The 17443-nt window shown below is 70.5% G+C and carries 18 protein-coding genes; 9 read left to right on the forward strand and 9 right to left on the reverse strand.

What is annotated here, in order from left to right; translation table 11 throughout:
* Positions 1–20 precede the first annotated feature (20 nt).
* Together OHS18_RS01700 and OHS18_RS01705 are read right to left on the reverse strand one after the other, a co-directional pair.
* Complete coding sequence (locus tag OHS18_RS01700) at positions 21–422, reverse strand: DUF4279 domain-containing protein (protein ID WP_328615636.1); 402 nt, start codon at positions 420–422, stop codon at positions 21–23.
* Positions 422–1630, reverse strand: coding sequence for an MFS transporter (locus OHS18_RS01705; protein WP_328615637.1), 1209 nt, complete (start codon positions 1628–1630; stop codon positions 422–424). The genes OHS18_RS01700 and OHS18_RS01705 overlap by 1 nt, the downstream gene beginning before the upstream one ends.
* Positions 1631–1692: 62 nt before the next feature.
* On the opposite strand from OHS18_RS01705, the gene OHS18_RS01710 reads away from it, so the two are divergent.
* Positions 1693–2535, forward strand: coding sequence for a 1-aminocyclopropane-1-carboxylate deaminase/D-cysteine desulfhydrase (locus tag OHS18_RS01710; RefSeq protein ID WP_328615638.1), 843 nt, complete (start codon positions 1693–1695; stop codon positions 2533–2535).
* Between the two features lies 1 nt (position 2536).
* Here the strand turns inward: OHS18_RS01710 and OHS18_RS01715 are convergent, their stop codons facing one another.
* Positions 2537–3532, reverse strand: a complete 996-nt coding sequence (locus tag OHS18_RS01715) for a LacI family DNA-binding transcriptional regulator (RefSeq protein ID WP_328615639.1) — start codon at positions 3530–3532, stop codon at positions 2537–2539.
* 133 nt (positions 3533–3665) lie between these two features.
* On the opposite strand from OHS18_RS01715, the gene OHS18_RS01720 reads away from it, so the two are divergent.
* Positions 3666–5339, forward strand: a complete 1674-nt coding sequence (locus OHS18_RS01720) for a peptide-N4-asparagine amidase (RefSeq protein ID WP_328618711.1) — start codon at positions 3666–3668, stop codon at positions 5337–5339.
* 3 nt (positions 5340–5342) lie between these two features.
* Here the strand turns inward: OHS18_RS01720 and OHS18_RS01725 are convergent, their stop codons facing one another.
* Positions 5343–6131, reverse strand: a complete 789-nt coding sequence (locus OHS18_RS01725) for a methyltransferase domain-containing protein (protein WP_328615640.1) — start codon at positions 6129–6131, stop codon at positions 5343–5345.
* Positions 6132–6314: 183 nt separating this feature from the next.
* Between OHS18_RS01725 and OHS18_RS01730 the strand changes: the two genes are divergently transcribed.
* Entirely contained in the window at positions 6315–7592 is a 1278-nt protein-coding gene (locus tag OHS18_RS01730; protein WP_328615641.1) for a cytochrome P450, read from the forward strand.
* Positions 7593–7595: 3 nt separating this feature from the next.
* On the opposite strand, the gene OHS18_RS01735 is transcribed toward OHS18_RS01730, so the two are convergent.
* The 3 genes from OHS18_RS01735 to OHS18_RS01745 form a co-directional block, all read right to left on the reverse strand.
* Entirely contained in the window at positions 7596–8552 is a 957-nt protein-coding gene (locus OHS18_RS01735) for a DUF1152 domain-containing protein (protein ID WP_328456797.1), read from the reverse strand.
* Positions 8553–8857: 305 nt separating this feature from the next.
* A complete protein-coding gene (locus tag OHS18_RS01740; RefSeq protein WP_328615642.1) occupies positions 8858–9484 on the reverse strand; it encodes an alpha-ketoglutarate-dependent dioxygenase AlkB in 627 nt (208 codons plus the stop codon).
* Positions 9485–9518: 34 nt separating this feature from the next.
* The gene (locus OHS18_RS01745; protein ID WP_328615643.1) at positions 9519–10094 is read right to left on the reverse strand and encodes a dihydrofolate reductase family protein; all 576 of its coding nucleotides are present in this window, start codon (positions 10092–10094) and stop codon (positions 9519–9521) included.
* A 218-nt stretch (positions 10095–10312) separates the two neighbouring features.
* Here OHS18_RS01745 and OHS18_RS01750 point away from each other — a divergent pair, with 218 nt between their 5' ends.
* Positions 10313–10915, forward strand: coding sequence for a hypothetical protein (locus tag OHS18_RS01750; RefSeq protein WP_442875332.1), 603 nt, complete (start codon positions 10313–10315; stop codon positions 10913–10915).
* A gap of 247 nt (positions 10916–11162) precedes the next feature.
* Here OHS18_RS01750 and OHS18_RS01755 read toward each other — a convergent pair whose 3' ends face one another.
* The gene (locus OHS18_RS01755) at positions 11163–12059 is read right to left on the reverse strand and encodes an alpha/beta hydrolase (protein ID WP_328615644.1); all 897 of its coding nucleotides are present in this window, start codon (positions 12057–12059) and stop codon (positions 11163–11165) included.
* Between the two features lie 45 nt (positions 12060–12104).
* Between OHS18_RS01755 and OHS18_RS01760 the strand changes: the two genes are divergently transcribed.
* The 5 genes from OHS18_RS01760 (at position 12105) to OHS18_RS01780 (ending at position 16251) form a co-directional block, all read left to right on the forward strand.
* A complete protein-coding gene (locus OHS18_RS01760) occupies positions 12105–12581 on the forward strand; it encodes a MarR family winged helix-turn-helix transcriptional regulator (RefSeq protein ID WP_328615645.1) in 477 nt (158 codons plus the stop codon).
* A 30-nt stretch (positions 12582–12611) separates the two neighbouring features.
* A complete protein-coding gene (locus tag OHS18_RS01765) occupies positions 12612–12932 on the forward strand; it encodes a TetR/AcrR family transcriptional regulator (protein ID WP_328615646.1) in 321 nt (106 codons plus the stop codon).
* Between the two features lie 496 nt (positions 12933–13428).
* A complete protein-coding gene (locus tag OHS18_RS01770; protein ID WP_328615647.1) occupies positions 13429–15018 on the forward strand; it encodes a PucR family transcriptional regulator in 1590 nt (529 codons plus the stop codon).
* A gap of 13 nt (positions 15019–15031) precedes the next feature.
* On the forward strand, positions 15032–15655 hold the full coding sequence (locus OHS18_RS01775) for an MEDS domain-containing protein (protein ID WP_328615648.1): 624 nt from the start codon (positions 15032–15034) through the stop codon (positions 15653–15655).
* Positions 15652–16251 carry an MEDS domain-containing protein gene (locus tag OHS18_RS01780; protein WP_328615649.1) on the forward strand — a complete coding sequence of 200 codons (600 nt, stop codon included), beginning with the start codon at positions 15652–15654 and terminating at the stop codon, positions 16249–16251. The genes OHS18_RS01775 and OHS18_RS01780 overlap by 4 nt, the downstream gene beginning before the upstream one ends.
* Positions 16252–16491: 240 nt before the next feature.
* Here OHS18_RS01780 and OHS18_RS01785 read toward each other — a convergent pair whose 3' ends face one another.
* Positions 16492–17031, reverse strand: coding sequence for a YceI family protein (locus tag OHS18_RS01785; protein WP_328615650.1), 540 nt, complete (start codon positions 17029–17031; stop codon positions 16492–16494).
* Positions 17032–17443: the final 412 nt, after the last annotated feature.

Genomic DNA, 17443 nt, shown 5'->3' on the forward strand with positions numbered 1-17443 from the left:
TCACGCTTCCGCTGCCGCCTTCAGCGGTCATCGCCGGACACGTCGAGCAGTAGCTCCCCGGGGAGGGTCAGCAAGCGGCTCAGCAGGTCGCGGTCGAGTTCGACCGCGTGCTCGGTCGCGTGCGAAACGACCATGCAGAACCAGTCCGCGCGGTAACCGTCGCGCGCGAGACTCGACAGCTCGGCTCGCCGGGGTTCGAGAACATCCAGCAGTTGCCGCAGGTGCGTGGCGAGTTCGGCTTCGGTACCTGCCGGAGACGAGGACGAGCACCACAGCGAGTCCGTGCGGACCGCCCGGGAGCGAGGACTCACCGGCTCGCCCGCTTCACCGGCGGCGGTCGGGCCGATACCCAAGCGGCGTGTGACGTCGGCGGCCGTTCGCGCGCGATCTCCCAAGAGCCGGAAAGTGGCTGTGGTCGACATCAGGCCTGGGCCGCCGCGAGTTCCTCGGTGCGGCGGAAGGCCTCCGGCGACAGCTGGAACCACACCAGCACCGCGCTCACCGCCTGGATCGCCGCGACCATCACCCACACTCCGCGCAGGCTCCAGTGGGCCGCGACCAGGCCGCCGGTCAACGCACCCAGCGGTGTCAGGCCCCAGGCCAGCGCGCGGTGGCTCGTCAGCACCCGGCCGAGCAGCGGGGCCGGCGTGAAGCGCTGGCGGCTCGACTGCGAACACACGTTCCAGACCAGCACCGTCGAGGTCATGAAGACCAGCACCGCCCCGATCAGCGGCGGCCACGGCGGCAGCACGGCCAGCAGCAGCGGCGACACCGCGCCCAGCCCCTGCGCGAGCCGCATCGACCACGAGTAGCCGAGCCGGTCGACGATCCGCTGCACCACGAACGACGACAGCACCCAGCCGATCGCGAGGCACGCCAGCAGCAGGCCGTAGCCGACCGAGCCGACGTGCAGGATCTGCGTCGCGTACAGCACGAACATGGAGTTGCCCGCGCTCGCGGCGAACGAGCCCAGCGCGACGTTGATCGTGATCGACCGCAGCAGCGGCGTCCGGACCAGGTGGGTGAGCCCGGCCGAGAGGTCACGCAGCGGGTGCGTCCGCGCGGCCACGATCGACTCGGACGGGATCCGCCGCGCCAGCACCAGCGCGACCAGCGCGAACGCGGCGGCCAGCCACGCCGGTGCCCCGGTGCCGACGGCGATCAGGAACCCGGTCGCCGGCGGCACGATGAACTGCACCACGCCCCGGTCGATCACCGTCAGCCGCGCGTTGGCGTGGGCCAGCCGGTCCGGTTCGACCAGTTCGGGCACGAGCGCGCCGCTCGCGCCGTCCCCGAGCACCTGCGCCGACGTGATGACGAACGCGATGACGAGCAGCGCGGGCAGCGTCAGGGCCCCGGCCGTGGTGATCGCGGCCAGCACCAGCGCGGTCCCGACCTGCACGGCGTACGCCCAGGCGAGCACGGTGGTCCGCCGGACGCGGTCGATGAGCACCCCGGCGAACAGCGACAACAGCAGCCACGGCGCCTGCCCGGCCACGTTGACCAGCGACACCTCGCGCGGATCGGTGGTGATCGACACCGCGAGCAGGGGCAGCGCCGCCAGCAGCAGCCCTTCACAAGCCGAACCGGACACCGCTACGGCCTGCAGCCGCACCCATCTGCTGGTCATGATCGTTACCTTGCCTAACGATCGCGCCCGACCCAAGCGATTTACGCTCTAGGCTGATCACCGTGGATCAGCTCCGGGTGCCGTCACCGCTGGTCGAGCTGCGCGAACCCGGCCTCGGCGCGCGCGTCTACCTCAAGCGCGACGACCTGATCCACCCCGAGCTGCCCGGCAACAAGTGGCGCAAACTCAAGCACAACCTCCGCGACGCGGCCGGCGCGAAGAGGCTGCTGACCTTCGGCGGCGCCTACTCCAACCACCTGCTCGCCACGGCCGCCGCCGGGCACCACTTCGGCTTCGAGACGGTCGGCGTCGTGCGGGGTGAGGAGCACTGGCCGCTCAACGACGTCCTGAGCGCGGCCGTCGCCCACGGCATGGAGCTGACCTACCTCGACCGCACGGAGTACCGCGCGAAGGCCGACGCCCTTCCGGCCCTGCGCCGCGACTGGGGCGAGTTCTTCCTGATCCCGGAAGGCGGCGCGAACCCGGCGGGCGTGCGCGGCTGCGCGGAGCTGGTCGCCGAGATCGACGTCCCGTTCGACGTCGTCGCCTGCTCCTGCGGCACCGGCGCGACGCTGGCCGGGATCGCCGCCGCCCTCGCGCCCGGACAGCGCGCCCTCGGCTTCCCGGCGCTGAAAGGCGGCTTCCTCGACGCCGACGTCGCGCGCCTGCAGACCGCGACCTACGGCGGCCGGCGCGGCGACTGGTCGATCGACCCGGACTTCGCGTTCGGCGGGTTCGCCCGCCGCACCCCGGAACTCGACGCGTTCATCGACGGTTTCGAGGCCCGGCACGGCCTCCGGCTCAACTGGGTCTACGAAGCCAAGATGATGTACGGCCTCCTGGCGCGCGTCCGCCGGGGCGACTTCCCGGCCGGGACGACGATCGTGGCCGTCGTCGCGGGGTAGCTCAGCGGCGCACCCGGGTCGACTCGCGGACGACCAGCTCCGGGGTGAAGACCACGGCCTGACGTTCCGGCTTCGGGTCCGCTGTCTCCGCCAGCAGCAGCTCCGCCGCGGTGCGCCCGAGGCGTTGCGCCGGCTGGCGGACCGACGTCAGCGGGACCGCCGCCGCGCCCGCGAACTCGATGTCGTCGTACCCGACGATCGCCATCTCCTCCGGGACGCGCACACCCGCGCCCACCATCGCCTGCAGCACACCCAGCGCGAGCAGGTCGTTCGCGCAGAACACCGCCGTCGGCCGAGGACTCATGCCCAGCAGCCGGGACCCCGCGTCACGGCCCGAAGCGACGTCCAAGCCGAGCCCCTCCAGCACCGTCAGCTCCGCCGCCGAGCTCCCCAGCACCGACCGGACGCCCTGCTCGCGGTCGCGGCACTGGGCGAGGATGGCCGGGCCGTTGACGAACGCGATCCGCCCGTGGCCGGTCTCCAGCAGGTGCCGGGCGCCGAGCGCGCCGCCGGCGATGTCGTCCACCGCCACCGAACTCGCCTCGGACGTCGGGGCCTTGCGGTCGACGAAGACGTACGGCGTGCCACTGCGCCGGAACGCGTGCAGCGCCTCGCTCGACGCCCCGACCGGGCTCAGCAGCACCCCGCGCACGCGCTGCTCGGCGAACATCGCCAGGTACGACGCTTCGAGGTCGGAGCGCTGCCCGCTGTTGCAGGTGATGATGTTGAGGCCCTCGGCGTGCGCGGCCTGCTCGGCCCCGCGGGCGACGTCGACGAAGAACGGGTTCCCGAGGTCCAGCACCAGCAGCCCGAGGATCCGGCTGCTGCCGGCGCGCAGCTGCCGCGCGGACTCGTCACGGACGTACCCGAGCTCTTCGATGACCGAGAGCACCCGGTTGCGGGTGGCGGTCGCGACCACGTGCGGCCGGTTGACCACATTGGACACCGTGCCGATCGAGACGCCGGCCTGCTTGGCGACGTCCTTGATGCCGACCACCGCACCCCCTCTGGAGAAAAGCCGATCCTAGCATGCGGATGAAACGTTTCACTGAAGGCTGTTTCCCACCATAAGTCGCATGATCGCGGTACTAGGATTCGACGCGGCGTTCCTGCCACTGGGAGGAGTCCGGGTGCGGATCTTCACGATCGTCCTGTCACTGGTGCTGATGACGGCGCTCGCGGATGTGTCTGTCGGGGGCATCGCCTCGGCCGATCCCGTCCTCGAACACGACACCGACGATCCGGTACTGGCCGCGCCCGCGGTGACCCGGCCGGACACCCCGCACTGCACCGTCACGCTCGCTGACGCCTTCCGCTCCAACGCTGCAGACGGCACTTCGCAGTTCTACCAAGGCACGCTCACGCCGCCGAAGGCCTGCGCCGGACCGTGGGCGAAGGTCGTCATGGACCAGACCGTGACCGTCAGCGGGCGGCAGTACGACCGGATCGGCGACCTGAAGATCGGTGACGCCGAGGTCTGGTGGGGGACCACCGAAGAACCCAGCGGCGAGGGCAACCGCCCGATCACCTACCACTTCGACAAGGACCTCACGCCGTACAGCGCGCTGCTGCGCACGCCGCAGCCGTTCCGCGGCGGCATCGAGAACTTCACCTCCGACATCTACACCGGCGTCTACGCCCAGACCGTGACGCTCACCTACTACCGCGCCGACCGGAAACACCCGGCGCCCGACGTCGCCGACCACGTCACGGGGATGGGTCACGCCGACGCGACCCCCGCGGCGCCGACCGTCCACTTCACCGCGAAGGACCTGCCGCGCAACATCACCCGCGCGCAGCTCGAGGTGACGCTCGAAGGCCACGCCTGCGACGAGCAGTGGTTCGACGACGTCCCGGACGACGTCTCGGCGAAGTACCCGGCGGCGGGGATGTGCGGCCACGGGCCCTACCGCGAGGCGAACTTCGCGATCGACGGGACGGCCGCCGGGTCGGCGTTCACCTTCCCGCACATCTACTCCGGCGGGATCGTGCCGCAGCTGTGGCGCCCGATCGTGGCGATCGACACGTTCAGCCTCCATTCCGAGACCTACGACGTCACGCCGTTCGTCGGCAAGCTCGTCGACGGCGGCGCGCACGACCTGTCGTTCACCGTGCCCGACATCGGCGGCGAGTGGACCGTCGTGCCCACTCTGCTCCTCTACACCGACGACCACGCCGCGCGGACGTCCGGCGCGCTCACCCAGGACGACGTCGCGGCGGCACCGGTCCGGCAGACGACGGTGAAGGACATCTCCGGCGGTGTGAACGCGACGGTCACGGCGAAGCGCCACGACGTCACCGCGGGCTACGTCGACACCTCGGCGGGGCGCGTCTACACCCGCGTCGAGCGCACCCGCGACTACCGCAACAGCGACGACGTCACCGGCGGCGGCTTCACCCAGCACGTCGTGCAGGCCGACTCGGGCCAGCAGACCTCGACGTCCACTGTGGACGGCCGGGTCCGGTCGGCGGACCGGCACACCTGGTCCTACCCGCTGACCACCGACGCCACCGCGAACATCACCGACGACCAGAACCTGCGGATCTCCGGCGCCGCCGAGATGACCAAGATCCTCGGCGACCTCACCGGCGACGGCCGGAACTGGCGCCCGGTGCGCGCGTCGCGGGAATGGCTGTCCGCGTCCGGCGTGCTGGCCCGCACCAACGGCGTCAACACCGAAGCCGACGGGAAGTCCCAGACCCTCTACACCGGCCCTGACGATCTGGGCCGGCCCTACCTCCACTACATCGCGAGTGAACACGGGCGGATCACCCAGAACCGGGAGCTGCCGCCGCGGAGGTGAGGCTCAGGCCGGTTTGCGGCCCCACGCGGTGATCATCGGTGCGAGCATGAGGTCCAGGTCACCGCGCGCGAGGTTCGCGAGGTGTGTCCCGATCTCCTCGGGCGTCGCCAGGTCCGCGGCCAGGAGCCGGTCGCGGACGTGCCGGACCGTGGCCGCTTCCAGGACCGCGCACGCGGGGGAGGCGATGGGGAAGTAGGCCTCGGCGCCGACGTCGGTCAGGGCCGACTCACGCAGCAGCCGGGGCAGTGTGCGGCCGTAGGCGAGGTCCGCCCCTCGCTCGGCCATCAGCGTCCGGATCCGGGTGCGCAGCCGGTTCGCCAGCGCTTCGGCGGGGCCGCGTTCGTCCGGGCAGGCGAGGGGCTGCAGGGCCGGGTCGCCGTCCTCGATCACCAGCCAGCCGCCCGGCCGCAGCGCGTCGACCATGACCCGCATCGCGGCCGCGCGGTCCTTCAGGTGGACCAGGACCAGCCGGGCGTGGACCAGGTCGAACGTCTCCGGCGGCGGCGGGTCGCGGAGCACGTCGTGCCGGCGCACCTCGAGCACGCCGCCGGCCGCGGGTCCGGCCCACGACACGTCGATGTCCGTGGCCAGCACCCGGCCGCCGGACCCGACGCGCCCGGCCAGTCCGCGCGGCACCGAGACGCCGCCGGCACCGACCTCCCAGCACCGCCATCCTTCGCCGAGCCCCAGGTCGTCGAGGTGGCGGAAGGTCCACGGGTCGAACAGCTCGGCGAGTGCCGCGAACCGTTCGCCGGCCTCCGGACGCTCGTTGTCGAGCAGGTAGCGGTTCATCACACCAGCATGGCCCGGCCGGCACCGTGCGGGTACCGCGTCGTGGAGATACGTCGTGGAGATACGTCGTGGAGATACGCAGTCCACTTCGGACACGTGCGGCCCGGCCCGGCGCGGTTCGGTCACGTGAACCCCGTCTCGTGCCCGCTCACCCGATCGGGCTAGTGGGGTACTGTCGGAGACATGGGGAGTCTCCGCTCACGGGTCCTGGGCTGGGTCGGCCGACGCTATGTGGCGTGGCAGTCGAGAAAAGGCTTCGACCTCGAGAAGATGTCGTCCTTCCTGCCGGATTCGGCGCTGCGGCCGCTCAAGCGCGAGGGGCTGGACCCGGTCGCGGAGATGGGCGCACTCCGGGCCGAGGCGCCGATCAGCAAGCTCGACCTGCCGTTCGGGATGAACGCCTGGCTGGTCACGGGCTACGACGAGGCGAAGGCCGTGCTCGGCAAGGTCACGGAGTTCTCCAGCGACTTCACCAACCTGGTGGGCAGCGCCGGGGTGACCGAGGACCAGAACCCGGGCGGCCTCGGCTTCGCGGACCCGCCGGTGCACACCCGGCTGCGCAAGCTGCTCACGCCCGAGTTCACCATGCGCCGGCTCAACCGCCTGACCCCGCGCATCGACGAGATCGTCGCCGAGCAGCTCGACGCGATGGCCGCCACCGACGGCCCGGTCGACCTGTGGCAGGCGTTCGCGCTGCCGATCCCGTCGCTGACCATCTGCGAGCTGCTCGGCGTGCCCTACGCGGACCGCGAGGACTTCCAGCGGCTGAGCACCGCGCGCTTCGACCTCTTCGGCGGCGCGAGCGCGTCGCTCGGCGCGATGACGGAGTCGCTGACCTACCTGCTCGACATCGTGAAGAAGCAGCGCGAAGAGCCCGGCGACGGCCTGCTGGGCATGCTGATCAAGGAACACGGCGACGAGATCTCCGACCGCGAGCTGGCCGGGCTCGCCGACGGCGTGCTCACCGGCGGCCTGGAGACCACGGCCAGCATGCTCGCCCTCGGCGCGCTGGTGCTGCTGCGCGACGAGAAGGCGTTCGACGCCGTCCGCGGCGACGACGAGTCCGTGCACCGCTTCGTCGAAGAGCTCCTGCGGTACCTGACCGTCGTCCAGATGGCGTTCCCGCGGTTCGCCAAGCAGGACATGGAGATCGGCGGCGTCCACATCGCCGAGGGCGACATCGTGCTGGTGTCGCTGTCGGTCGCGGACCGCGACCCCAAGCTGGGTCCGGACATGGACACCTTCGACGCCACCCGCGAGCCGACGTCCCACCTCGCGTTCAGCTACGGCATCCACCGCTGCATCGGCGCCGAGCTGGCCCGGATGGAGCTGCGCACGGCGTATCCCGCGCTGGTGCGCCGGTTCCCGGACCTGCGCCTGGCCGTGCCGGCCGAAGAGCTCTCGTTCCGCAAGGTGTCCATTGTGTACGGTCTGGACGAACTGCCGGTCCTGGTCGACTGAGGGTCAGTGCGGCAGGGCCCGCCACGGCCGCCGCTTCGCGCGGTCGCGGTGCGCTTCGATGACCCGCGCGACTTCGGCGGCGGTGTTCGTCGTCGCGAGGTCGTCCAGGTAGCCGACGCCGGCGGCCAGCATCGCCAGGTCAACGGTGAAGTACACGCCCATCAGCGGGTTCACGAACAGCTCCTGGCCCGCGGTGCGGCTGGTGAACTGCACGTTCCCGAACTCGCCCCGCAGCGCGGCGGCGACCTGGCCGTGCACGATACTCGGCCGCTCCGGGGTCGTGCGCTGCGCGTGCGCGACGGCGTCCAGGTAGGCCTCGGCTTCCGGGGACGCGGCCGGGATCGACAGCGCGCCCAGGTAACCGCCCTCGCGGTCGAGAGCGGCGAGGTTCTCCAGCACGTGGGCGTGGCAGACGCCGTGGAACGCGTCGATGCCGAAGCCGAGGCTGACGACCAGCCGGTCGACCCCTTCGAGCGCGGCCACCGAGGCGAGGCTCGTCATGTCCTCTTCGGGCGTCCCGAGCCCGGCTTCGTCCCCGCGCAGCAGGATGTCGGTGCCGCCGTCGACGAGCACGACGGCGTCGACGCCGAGGTGGGCCACGAGGTCCCGGTAGGCGTCGCGCACCGGCTGGACGCCGACGCGCGGGAACGCGTGGACCACGGCCGGGAGGCCGCGCGATGCGAGCCACCGGGCCAAGGTCCGTTCCGGGAAGTAGGCGTCGTCACCCGCGCTGCCGGGCCGCACCCGCGCGACGTCGGGGGAGAGCCAGTCGTCCAGGCCGAGCCGGTTCAGGTCGCTGAAGGCGAGGTTGGCCAGGTGCACCTCTTTGCCCTGCGCGCGCAGGGCGGTCGCGAGCGGGAGCCCGGCGTAGACGTCGAAACCGCCACCGGCGCCGGCGATCAGCACCCGCTTCGCCGGCCGGAGGCGAGTGAACAGCGGCGGTTCGGCGAGGGTGTACACGCCTTCCAGCGTACGGAGGCGCCGCCAGGCCTTTGCGGATCGCCGCTGTTCAGGCCCGGTGGCCCGCCGTGGGGCGGGTGCCGGGCACGTCCGGGTCGTACCTGGGCGGGATGGCGATCAAGCCGGCGATGCATCTGCCGTGGTCGAGGCGGCGCCGGACCTTCCAGCCGAGCAGGGCCGCCGGCTCGCAGCTGACCGTGACCGGCTCGGACCTTGCTCCCGCAGTGGAGGCGCGTCACCCTCTTTCGGCCGACCACAAAATCGGGTGAGCGGGTACGGCACTGCGCGGCCGGCGCATGGCCCGGTCAGTTCACCCCGCGCGGCCGGAACTGCACGCTGATCCGCGGCCCGACCGGCTTGGCCGTCTTCGGGATCGAGTGCTCCCACGTGCGCTGGCAGCTGCCGCCCATCACGAGCAGGTCGCCGTGGCCCAGCGGGCGGGCCAGGGTTTTGCCGCCGCCTCCGCGCGGGCGCAGGGCGAGGTTGCGGGCCGCGCCGACCGAGAGGATCGCGATCATCGTGTCCTCGCGGGCGCCCCGGCCGATCCGGTCGCCGTGCCACGCCACGCTGTCGCGGCCGTCACGGTAGTAGCACAGGCCGGCGGTGCGGAACGGTTCGCGCAGCTCCCGCAGGTAGTGTTTGCTCAGCGCGTCTCGTGCCGCGGTGAGTGCGGGGTGGGGGAGCGGCACGTTCTCGCGGTAGTAGCTCAGCAGCCGCGGCACCGCGACGACCCGGTCGTACATCTTGCGCTTCTCGGCCTGCCACGGCACGCCTTCGACGAGCGCGGCGAAGAGCTCGTCGGCGCCCTCGAGCCAGCCGGGGTGGATGTCCACCCACGCGCCCGCCCCGAGGTCGGTCCGCTCCGGGGTGAGCGGACGCAGCGAAATCGAGCCCTGGGTGCCGAACAGGGAAGGCTGGAGACCCGCGTTCATGGCCTCCAGCCTACACCAAGATCGAACACGTGTTCTACTTGACGACGTTGTAGACCAGCTTCTGGACCCCGTTGCCGTAGGCCTCGCTGCTGATCAGCTTGAGGTTCTGCTTGTCCTTGTCGGTGTCGCTGAACAGCCGCTTGCCCGCGCCGAGCAGGACCGGGAAGAGCAGCAGGTGGTAGCGGTCGATCAGGCCGGCGTCGGCCATGGCGCGGTTCAGCGCGGCGCTGCCGTTGACGATGATCGGGCCGCCCTCGGTCTCCTTGAGCGCGGCGACGTCGTCCAGCGAGCGGAGGATGGTGGTCTCGCCCCAGTTCGTCACCAGGTCGGATTCCTTCAGCGTGGTCGACACGACGTACTTCGGCATCGCGTTGTAGCCGGCGAACTCGACGGTCATGCCCGGCCACACCGGCGCGAACGCCTCGTAGCTGACCCGGCCCAGCATCAGCGCCGTGGCCTCTTCCTGCTCGGTGCCCTTGATCGTGTAGGCGGCCGGGTCGAACTCGACGTCCTTGAAGGTCCAGCCCGAGTTGCGGTAGCCCGGCTCGCCGCCGGGTCCTTCGACGACGCCGTCGAGCGAGACGAACGAGGTGGAGATCAGGGTGCGCATGCGGTGCTCCTCGGTTGGTCAAGCGTGCTTTCACCAGTGTGTCGAACGGGGGTCGCCGGTTTCGACACGGCTCACCCGGAAAACTTCCGACGCACCGGTCCGGGCGGAAGTGGGTCTTGTCCGCGGGGCACCCCGGCTCGTACAGTCTTCCCCAGCCGGACAAAGGTCTGAACCTATGTCCCGTTACCGCCGCCTCTGATCACACAGGAGGTTGGACGGTGCGCAGACTTCGCGGTGCGGGAGTGCTCGTGACGGTCGCGGCGGGGCTGGCGATCCTCGCCCCGACGGCGGAAGCCCAGGTCGGAGGCGGTACGTGGACCTCGGACTCGCCGGGCTACAAGGTGCAGAACGTCGGCTGCGGCTCGACGTCCGGGCTCACCTTCAAGCTCACCTGCTCCAGCGGCAGCGGTGAGCAGCGCGCGGAACGCCGCTACGACACCTACACGGGCGGCACCCACCAGTTCGAGGGTTCGTTCAAGATCACCAGCATGACCGGCTCCCGGATCAGTCTCAAGCAGACCTTCCGGGACGGCTCGGACGCCGGGCCGTACTTCCTGCTGGCGGTCGAGAAGGGCGGCCGGATGTACGCGGTGGAAGGCGGGGCGACACTGGGCAGCGGCGCGACCGTCGGCACGTCGGTGCGGGTCAACACGATCAACCAGGTCGGCAGCTCGCACAAGGTGTACCTGAACGGCTCGCTGAAGCAGACGATCTCGAGCCCGAGCGGCAGTTATTACGACAAGTTCGGCAGCTACCGGACATCCAGCGGCGCCGGCCCGATCACGGTGACGTGGAGCGGCGTCAAGTTCTGGTACAAGTAGGCGAGATAGCTCTGAACGGCTGTTTTGTGGCTGTTGATCTGGTCAGGCCGTCTCGGGATCTTCAAGCCGTGCCGCCTTCGTGTGGCATGGCTTGAAGATCCCGTCGGCTGCCTCCCGCGCCCGGCGACGACTCGACGGGCCGGACCTGGCTCACCGGCTGTCCGGGGTGTCGCATCGGTGCCCGGAACGAGTCACCTGGTGGCCAGCGACGCGCTGGAGCAGCTGACCCGGCTGCTGCTGCACGTGGTCAGCCGCGGACGCGCTGACGCAGGAAGAGTGCGGCCCGGTCGAGTGCTTCGTCGGCCTCGTCGAGCGTGCCGGTGAACGACTGGAACACGTGCGGGACCTTCGCGGTGATGTCGAGGACGACGTCGACCTCCGCGTCGGACGCGCGCAGGGCGAGCCGGCGTGCGTCGTCGAGGAGCATTTCGTTCGTGCCGACCTGGACCAGCAGGGGCGGCAGGCCGGTCAGGTCGGCGGTCACCGCCGGGCTGAGCAGTGGGTGGCGGCGGTCCTGGCCGGCGACGTAGAAGCCGCTCATGCGGTCGAGGCTCGCGCGGTCGAGCAGGGGATCGGCGGCGGCCTTGGTCACGATGCTTTCGCCGGTCCGGGTCGCGTCCACACCCGGTGAGAACGCGACGATCGCCGCGGGCATGGGAAGTCCGGCGTCGCGCGCCGCGAGTGCGCCGGTGATCGTCAGCCCGCCGCCGGCGGAGTCGCCGGCGAAGGCGATCGACTCGGGTGCGCGGCCCTGCTCGAGGAGCTCCCGGTAGGCCGCGACCACGTCCTGGACGTCCGCCGGGAACGGGTGCTCCGGCGCCAGCCGGTAGTCCAGGGAGAGGGCGGGGATCCCGGTTCTGACCACCAGGCCGGCGGTGAGGCCGAGTGCCGTGCGGGGAGAGCCGACCACGTGCGACCCGCCGTGCAGGTAGAGCAGGGTCCCGGAGCCGGGTCCGGCCTCCGGGCCGACGTGCAGCGCGGGGCGTCCGCCCAGCGATGTCTCACGTACGACGATGCCTTCCGGCACCGGCATCGGGGCCATCAGCTTCGCGAAGTTTTCGCGGCTCTCGGCGACGGACTGCTCTGCCCCGACGCCGGCGCCGCGCAGTAGCGCGTCCAGGCGTTCACGCTGAACTGCGGACATCGTCCTGCCTTCCCTCGAGGAGTTCCTGCCACTACAGTATATGCCATGGCAGATAGTGCAACGGCAGGTTCTCTGGCGCTCGACACGCTGTTCACGGACCTCGTCCGGGTGGAGACGCGGCTTTACAACGCGGTCACCGACCGCGTGAAGGCGGAGACCGGCGTCGCGGGAGGCTACTTCGAGCTGCTGCGTCATGTTCGCGATCACCCGGACGCGCGCGTCGCGGATCTCGCCTCCGCTTTCGCGATCGGCGTCGGAACGACCAGCAAGATCGTCGACCGCCTGGAGAAGCAGGGCTGGCTGGAGCGTCGCCCGAATCCGGCCAACCGCCGCTCGTCCTTGCTCATGCTGACCCCCGCGGGCGAAACGGTCGTGTCCCGGGCAGAGCCCGCCTGGCGGGCAGCGATCCAGGAGATCCTCGGCGGAGCTGTCACCGCTGATGAGCTGACGGCGCTTTCAGTGGCTCTCCACGCCCTGCGCGCGAACCTGGAACGACGTCAACTGGGGCTCCCGACGGGATGAGGTGGATCCCCGGCTGACATCCTCGACGCGGTGAACCGGCTGCTGGCCGAGTGGGGCAGCCACGAGAAGCTGACCATGCGCGCCGTGGCGAAAGAGGTCGGGGTCGCGGCGCCGAGCAGCTACCGGCACTTCGCGGACAAGACCGAGCTGGTGTGGGCTGCGCCGGCCGACAAGTACGAGCAGCTCGCGCACGCGATGCGCGTCGCCGATGCCGCCGGTGATCCACGCGGCAAACTGCTGGCAGCCCGCACTCGAGCCCGGACGTGGCGGGCGGCATCCGGCGCGGGCCGTCTCGGGGCTGCTGCGCGCGGCGGTCTTGGCAGCGACCTTCGCCGGGCGTCAACACCCTGATGCCATTGCGTTCGACGGACACGTCGTCCGGGCCGATACCGGGCAGGTCGAGCGCGACAAGAATTCGTCACCGCGGCGAAACGCTTCGCTTCCATCGTCATCGTGCGGGGTGCCGTGCGCCCAGCGCCCGTTCGCAGGCATTCCCGATCACTGAAGAGGAGTGTCCGATCCGAACCGATTTCGCGTTCGTTTGTCCGGCGGGCAGGCTTTCCTGTGTGCCGCACCCGGTGTGCGGCGACGGGGTATGCCTGTCCGATGCGGTCCACGGTCGCATAGGCGTTCACTGCTCGCGTACGTCCGGCAGGACGAATTTCCGGGTCCTTGTCGACCCGGCGGAACAGATGCCGACGGCGTAGGGTGCGGGACCACCAGGTCGGTGCCGGGGAGGCCGGAAATGACGCCTGAGGACGATCCGGTCTCACGGGACGAGGGAGTCAGAACGGACAGCTGGTGGCGTTCCCAGCTGTCAAATCTCTACGGTGTCTTCGCGATTTCGATGATGATGTTCGACGGCCGCGAAGCGGCGGACATCATGCGGCTCGCCGCGACCTCGGTGCCGTCGCTGAGCGGCTGCACGACCGATGCGGCGTACCTCGTCGACGAGGACGGCGCGGTCACCCCGCAGGACGGTGCGGAGGAAGCGCATCCCGACCTCGGCGCGGAAGTCGGCAAGCTCGACGGGCAGAGCGGGCGGATCGAGCTGGCCGACGGCCACTGGCGCTGGTGCTACGCGCTGCGCGGCCTGCGCGGCCTGACGGGCAACCTCGTGGTCCGGGCCGAGCAGCCCCCCTCACGTGACGAGTTCTTCCTGCTCAGCTCGCTCTGCCAGCAGACCGCCGCGGCGCTGACCAACTCCGCATCGTTCACGCGGGAGCGGCGGCAGGCGGTCGTGCAGCGGGAGCTCAACGACCAGCTGTCCACGTCGGTGGAGCGGCTCAAGCAGCAGACGCTGGTGCACGACGTGCTCTCCACCGTCTCGGCTTCCGGGGCCGGCGAGCCGGGCATCGCGCACGCGCTGCACCAGCTGACCGCGCTGCCGGTGGCGATCGAGGACCGGTTCGGCAACCTGCGCGCGTGGGGCGGCCCCGGCCGGCCGGACCCGTACCCGAAGGTCGGCGTGCGCCGGCGCGACGAGCTGCTCCGGCACCTCTCGACCCTGCCCGAAGCGGTCCGCGTGAAGGACCGGCTCATCTCGCTGGTGCGGCCGCGGCACGAGGTGCTCGGCGTGCTCGCGCTGATCGACCCCGCGCGGACCGCCGGCGCGTACGAGGTGTTCGCTCTCGAGTACGGCTCGACCGTGCTGGCGCTGGAACTCTCGCACCAGCGCAGCCTGGCCGAGGCCGAGCTGCGGCTGCGCCGCGACCTCGTGGACGACCTCATCACCGGAACCGACGACGAGAGCGTGTACACCCGGGCCGAGGCGATCGGGCACGATCTGCGCCGCCCGCACCACGTGGTCGTGCTGCGGTGGGCCGGCGACTTCGCCGAGGACGCGGTCGTCGAGGCCACGGGACGCGCCGTGACGACGCTCGGGCTCGCCTCGCTCGTGTCGCGCCACTCGGGCGCGGTCGTGCTGCTGGTCGCCGGGCAGCTCGACGGTGCGGCGCTGTACGCCTCGCTCTCGGAAAGGCTCGGTGCCGAGGGGGCGATCGGCATCGGCAGCCGCTGCGACACCCCGGGGCGGTTGCCCAAGTCCTACGCGGAAGCGGTGCGTGCGCTCGAGATCCGGCGCAGCTCGCAGATCTCGAGCGGGTTCACCAGGTTCGAACAACTGGGGATCTACCGCATCCTCGACACCGGGCAGAACCACGGCGAGGTCGTCGAGTTCGTCCGCGAGTGGCTCGGGAAACTGCTCGACCACGACACCCGGCGCAACGCCGAGCTGGTCGCCACGCTCGCGCAGTACCTCGAGTGCGGCGGCAGCTACGACGACACGGCCGCCGCGCTCATGATCCACCGGAGCACGCTGCGCTACCGGCTCGGCCGGATCCGGGAGATCACGGAGCTCGACCTCAACGATGTGGACAGCAGGCTGAACCTGCACCTCGCCACCCGGATGTGGCAGGTGCTGCGGGGATCGCAGTGACCGGAGGTGGACGATGGAGGAGAAGGATCGGACCGATCGCGAGGTGACCCTCGGCGGAGCCGCGCTGGTGCCGGGTGACCACCTCTGCGTCTTCCACCGGGGGAGAGCCGAGCGGGACCGCCTCCTGATCCCGTTCCTCACCGAGGGGCTGCGGGCGGGGGACGCCGTGCTCTACCTGGCGGCCGAGGGTGAGCGGGAGATCTTCCGCGAACGGCTGGGCCACGTGGGCGACCTCGTGCTGACCGAGCCGGACAGCGGCCACCTCCGAGACGGCGAATTCGCGCCGGACGAGCTCTTCGCGATGCTGGACGGCTGGTCGCGGCGCAAGCTCGTCACCGGTGATCACACTTTCGGGCGAATCGTCGGCGACATGAGCTGGGCCGCGCCCCGGCTGAGTTCCGCGCTGATCGACGTGCTCCTCGCCGAAGAGATCGCGGTCACCGCGTGGGGGGAGGACTTCCCCCAGGTCGTTCTGTGCCTCTACGACCTGGATCTGTTCGGCGGTGACGTGATCATCCCGATGATCAAGTCACATCCGAAGTTCTGGATGGCGGGGACGCTCGTCGAAAACCCCTACTACCTCTCAGCGACGGAAGACGGCCACCACCCCGACTTCGCACGGAGGATCCCGTCATGACCGGTTCCCGGAAGTTCGGCACACCCGGCGTCGTCATCGAGCCGGGGCAGCACATCTGCGCGATGTACGTGGGCGAGGAGGATCGGGACCGCATCCTCCTGCCCTTCCTGAGCGAAGGCTTGCTCGCCGGCGAAAAGTGCCTGTTCGGCGTGCACGAGGACGAGGTCGCCGGTTTTGTCGACCGGATCGGCGAGGACGTCGACGACGTCAAGGCGCGCGTCGACTCGGCGCAACTGGACATCCGGGCCGCGGGGGACACGCTGCTGTCGCCGGACGACTTCACCGTGGACCGGATCATCGCGTTCTGGGACGAGGCCGTGTCCGCCGCGATGGCCGCGGGCTACCCGTTCGTCCGGCTCGGAGCGGAGGCGCGCTGGTGGCACCCGCAGTTGCCCGGGCTGACCGAGCTGTTCCGGTACGAGGCCGCGTTGAACGACTTCACCAGCCGCTACCCGCAGGCGATCCTGTGCATGTACGACATTTCGCGGTACCGCGAGTACATCGTGCTCGACCTGCTCAAGACGCACCCGCAGGTGCTGATGTGCGGAGTGCTGCTGGAGAACCCGTACTACTCGCCCCCGGCGACCCTCGTGTAGCCCTCGCACCGCGGTCACCTCGGGTGACGCCGGCGACGCGTCGTCATCGTGGTCATGGTGATGTGCTCCGGCGGCTTCGAGCGGACCGCCTGCGAGCTCGAAGCCTTGGCCGCGGAATGGGCCTGGAGTCGCGGAACTCGGGGAAGGTCGCGGATCGGCGCACCGTCCTGGATTTCGGCGTGCCGTCCGGCGGCCGAGTGGCGCGCGGGCGGCGCCACTCGGCCGTCCGCGATGCTCCGGTCAGGCCTGCTGGACGGCTTCGATGTCCATTTCGATCGTGATCTTGTCGGAGACGACCGCGCCCGGGATGGTGGGGCCGACCTCGAAGTCGGCGCGGCGGATCTCGGTCTTGGCCGACACGCCGAGCACCTTGCTGCCCGACGGGTGGTCGCCGAAGCCGCCGATCTCGGCCTTCAACGTCACCGGCTTCGTCACGCCGTGCAGGGTGAGGTCGCCGTCGATGAAGAACTCGCCGTCGTCCTCGCGGACGCCGGTGGAGGCGAACGTCAGCGTCTGGTGCGTGTCGGCGTCGAGGAAGTCGGCGCTGCGGATGTGCCCGTCCCGCTGCTCGTTGTTGGTGTTGACACCGGTGGCCTGGATGGTGGCGGTGACGGAGGACTTGTGGACGGTGTCGCCGGTGACGATGGTGCCTTCGACGGTGTCGAAGCGGCCGCGGACCTTGGAGACCCCGAGGTGGCGGACCGTGAAGGTGACGTTGGAGTGGACCGGGTCGATGGTCCAGGTGCCGGTGGCGTAGCCGGGGATCTCGGTGGTGGTCATGGGGTGCTCCTGCGTTCGTGGGCGGTCGTGACTCGACGCGCCGGGATTTGCCCGAGGCCGGCAGGCGGGTAGTTCAGGTTCACTCATCCGGTTGTGTGGAACGTGTCGCCCGAAACTCCGGTACGGCCTACGGTCCAGGGCACGGAATTCCATTGGTAAATCTCGAATCAGGCGAAACCTGGGCATCGGGGCGACGACGTCACGGAAGACCACGACAGCGTGGCCGCGAGTTCTCCGGAACCGGCAGAATCGAGACCGTCGCGGTGGCCCCTCGGGGTACGACACACAGTGGCAAGGACGGCCCGGTCCGCGCGTGCACCCGGCAGGTCGAAATTCGTGGGAACGATCGGCCCGGCAGAGCAGGATCGGCGTAGAGGGTTTGCTCAAGCGGCGCGGGGCTTGCATGACACCC

Origin of the sequence: Amycolatopsis sp. NBC_00355 (assembly GCF_036104975.1) — a bacterium.
Classification (GTDB): Bacteria; Actinomycetota; Actinomycetes; order Mycobacteriales; family Pseudonocardiaceae; genus Amycolatopsis.